Genomic DNA, 266 nt, shown 5'->3' on the forward strand with positions numbered 1-266 from the left:
GGGGTTTCAGGAAGATAACTATACCGCTGGGCAGACCTGCCTGATGGGCTTTGACCTGACTGGCCCCTGGAGGTAAGTCATGGCGACTTTCCTGCCGTCAAAAGGGTGGCTGATGTTATCGGCCGCCCAGACCATTACCTACGATGCCGCGCTTGATGTAACCGCGACCAGCGGAGCGGAATGGGCAGACTGGTTTGGCGATACCGCCGATATCGGGTTGTTCCGTTATGCCTATAACAAGAGCGGTGCAGCTGATACCGGCGTAT

Annotated in this window: 1 pseudogene; it reads left to right on the forward strand. The window is 56.8% G+C overall.

Annotated features, from left to right (window positions below):
- Positions 1 to 79: 79 nt before the first annotated feature.
- A pseudogene (locus ACW5W8_RS24080) lies at positions 80 to 266 on the forward strand (hypothetical protein); the annotation flags it as partial.

It is taken from the genome of Aeromonas aquatilis, assembly GCF_054052405.1.